Genomic DNA, 3,202 nt, shown 5'->3' with positions numbered 1-3,202 from the left:
CGTGGTCGGTGAGTTGTTGCACGCCGGTGGCGTTGTAGCCCTGGCGCAGGAAGAGCTCCAGCCCTGCGGCGAGCAGGCGCTCGGGGATGTCGGTCGGGTCGGCGGTGCGAGGCATCCGCAAAGAATATGACCAGTCGTCTTGAGGCGTCGGTCACCTTGGCGACAGGAGTGCCCTATGCGGGCAAAGGGACTCAGCCCATCCAGCGCTTGGTGGCGTCTTCGACCACTGCCGACAGCGGCAGGCCGGACTTGCGGCGGCCGCGCAACCAGTGCGCGTCGTTGCCCTCGAACAGGGTCTCGCGGATCAGGTTGCTGGCCTCCAACGCCTGCAGGTCGAGTGCGTGCTCGTCGATGCGGGCGAGGGTGCGCAGGATGTCGTCGCGCAGCTTCTGGCGCTGCTTGGTCTTGGGGTCGACGATCTCGCCGTCGAGCCCGAAGCGGCAGGCCTGGAAGCGGTTGAAGGTGTAGACGAGGTAGTCGTCTTCACTCGGCTCGAAGGGCTTCTCTTCGCGCAGGTAGCGGCAGATGCACTGCAGGTAGCAGGCGAGTGCCGCCGCCTTGTCGACCGTGAGCGGCGTGTCGCACACGCGCAGCTCGATGGTGCCGAACTCGGGCTTGGGGCGGATGTCCCAGTAGAAGTCTTTCATCGACTGCACGACGCCGGTGCTGGTCATCTTGTCGAAGTACTGGCCGAACCCTTCCCAGGTGGTGGTGAAGGGCGCGCGGCCCGACAGCGGGAAGGCGAACACCGAGTTCAGGCGCGCCGAGTCGAAGCCGGTGTCCACCCCTTGCACGTAGGGCGACGAGGCGCTCAGCGCGATGAAGTGCGGCACGTAGCGCGACAGCGCGTGCAGCAGCCACAGCGCGGTGTCGCCGTTCTCGCAGCCCACGTGCACGTGCTGACCGAACACGGTGAACTGCTTGGCCAGGTAGCCGTAGAGCTCGCTGATGTAGTGGAAGCGTTCGGTCGGGTAGATCTGCTGCTCGCTCCAGTGCTGGTAGGCGTGCGTGCCGCCGCCGGCGATGCCGATGTTGAGCTTGCGCGCCGCGCGCGAGAGCTGTTGCCGGAGGTCGGTCAGCTCGGCCAGCAGCGGCGAGTGCTGGCGCTGGATGGAGGTGCCGATCTCGATCATGCTGCGCGTGATCTCGGGCTTCACGTCCCAGGCGCCGGTGTGGCGGTCGAGCTCGCGCAGCAGGTCTTGCGCCTGCGGCGAGAGGTCGTGGTCGTGCATGCTGACGAGCTGCAGCTCGAGCTCGACGCCGAGCGTCAGCGGTTCGGAGGTGGTGAATTCGGCGAGTGACATGTCAGTGGCGCCCGGCCGCCCGAAGCCACTGACCGCCCCCTCGGGGGGCAGGAGCGTAGCGACGTGGGGGGTTGTTCATCTCAAGCTTCCTTGGCCGGTGCGGGCGGGCATTCGCCGGCCAGCGATCTGAGCGACCACTGCGTGATCACCGGGCTGAACAGGTGCATCACGGTGGTGGCGATCAGGAGCGACTGCAGCACGCTGCCGGTCACGCCGGGCAGCTGGGATGTCCAGCCGAAGGTGTCGGCGGCCAGCAGCACGGCCAGGCTGCTCATGGGCTGCAGCGCCAGCGTCAACGCGATCGACTGCCGCCAGCCAAGGGCGCTCAGGCGCGCCAGCAGCGCGATCGCGATGCCCTTGCCGACCAGCCGCGCCAGCAGGATGGCGAGCACCCATGGCCACAAGGTGAGCACGCCATCCAGCGTGAAGAGCATCCCCAGCGCGATGAACAGCAGCACGGTGAGCACCGCACCCGCCGAGCCGAGCTGCGGCTCCACCGTGAGCGTGTGGCCCATGCGCGAGCGGGCCACCATGCCGGCCACCAGCAGCGCCAGCAGCGGCGAGAGCTTCCATTGCGCGGCCAGCATGGCGGCCAGGATCACCAGCGCGATCTGCAGCACCGGCGTGGCGGAAGCCACGCCACGCAAAGGCTGCGTCAGCTTGGCCAGCAGCCAGCCGGCGGCCACACCGAGCAGGAAGGAGCCGCCGACCACCACGATGGCATCGGCGGCTACGGGCAACAGCTCGGCGCTGATGCTGTTGGCATCGAGCGCGGCCATCACGCGCCAGGCCTTGAGCGCCAGCATGGTGAGCGCACTGTTGATGGCGGTGATGATGAGCAGCCGCTCGGTCACCTGCCCGCGCGGGCGCAACTCGTGCACCAGCACCAGTGTGATCACCGGCGAGGTCGACATGGCCACCGCGCCGGCCAGCCAGGCCGAGGTGAGCGGCACGCCCATCGAGGCCAGCGCCGCTGCGACGCACAGGCCGGCGAGCACGCCTTCGAGCACGCAGGTGAGGGCCAGCCAGGGGTTGTCGATCAGCCAGCGTGGGCGGATGCGGCTGCCGAGCTCGAACACCAGCACGCCGATGGCCAGGTCGATCAGTGGCTTCCAGGGGTCGAGGTCGGTGCGCTCGAGCAGACGCAGCGCGAGCGGGCTGGCGAGCGCGCCGGTGATCATGTGGCCCAGCATGCGCGGCAGGTGCAGCCGGCGATGCAGCACCTCGGCGAGGCACACGGCGACCAGCATCACGAGCGCGAAACCCAGCACGGGGTCTGCACCGCGCAGGCCGTCCAGCGTCCACAGCGGTGCCGAGGACGACGAAGCTGGGGCGAACCAGGTGTCGAGCGCTGTCATGAAGGGCATGGAAGGCAGGCTGTCACGCACCAGTCAGTGAAAGAGCGGCGCATGGTAGCCCAGGGCCTGTGACGAGCCGGCGGTCTCCGGGCGGCGCCAAGGGGCTTGTCCTTATGATCCGGGCCTCTCATGGCCGCCCGCTTGAAATCAAGCAGAAGGCCCCTATCTTTGAGCGCGGCCGGCGCGGGTGCCGGTAGCCAGACCTCAGAACACCATGCAAAAGCAAACCCTTTCCTTCCAGGCCGAAGTCAAGCAGATCCTGCACCTCGTCACGCACTCGCTGTACTCCAACAAGGAGATCTTCCTGCGCGAGCTGGTCTCGAATGCATCCGACGCCTGCGACAAGCTGCGCTTCGAGGCGCTGAACAACGCCGGCCTGTACGAAGACCAGCCCAACCTCGAAGTGCGCGTGAGCTTCGACAAGGCGGCCAAGACCATCACCATCCGCGACAACGGCATCGGCCTGTCAGCGGAAGAAGCGGTGGCCAACCTCGGCACCATCGCCAAGAGCGGCACGCGCGAGTTCATGAGCAAGCTCGA

At 67.7% G+C, this 3,202-nt stretch carries 2 protein-coding genes and 1 pseudogene; 1 reads left to right on the top strand and 2 read right to left on the bottom strand.

The genetic code is table 11. From position 1 onward, the window contains the following. Window positions 1–191: 191 nt before the first annotated feature. Both VFL64_RS04475 and VFL64_RS04470 read right to left on the bottom strand, forming a co-directional pair. A complete protein-coding gene (locus VFL64_RS04475; protein ID WP_489539183.1) occupies window positions 192–1,304 on the bottom strand; it encodes a YbdK family carboxylate-amine ligase in 1,113 nt (370 codons plus the stop codon). An 80-nt stretch (window positions 1,305–1,384) separates the two neighbouring features. Next, window positions 1,385–2,671 (bottom strand): cation:proton antiporter, encoded by a 1,287-nt coding sequence (locus tag VFL64_RS04470; protein WP_489539182.1) that lies wholly within the window; start codon window positions 2,669–2,671, stop codon window positions 1,385–1,387. 205 nt (window positions 2,672–2,876) lie between these two features. Here VFL64_RS04470 and VFL64_RS04465 point away from each other — a divergent pair. Continuing rightward, window positions 2,877–3,202: pseudogene (locus VFL64_RS04465) on the top strand (molecular chaperone HtpG); the annotation flags it as partial.

The organism is Rhizobacter sp., assembly GCF_035702065.1.
GTDB lineage: Bacteria > Pseudomonadota > Gammaproteobacteria > Burkholderiales > Burkholderiaceae_C > Rhizobacter.
This window is presented reverse-complemented; position numbering and strand designations above follow the sequence as displayed.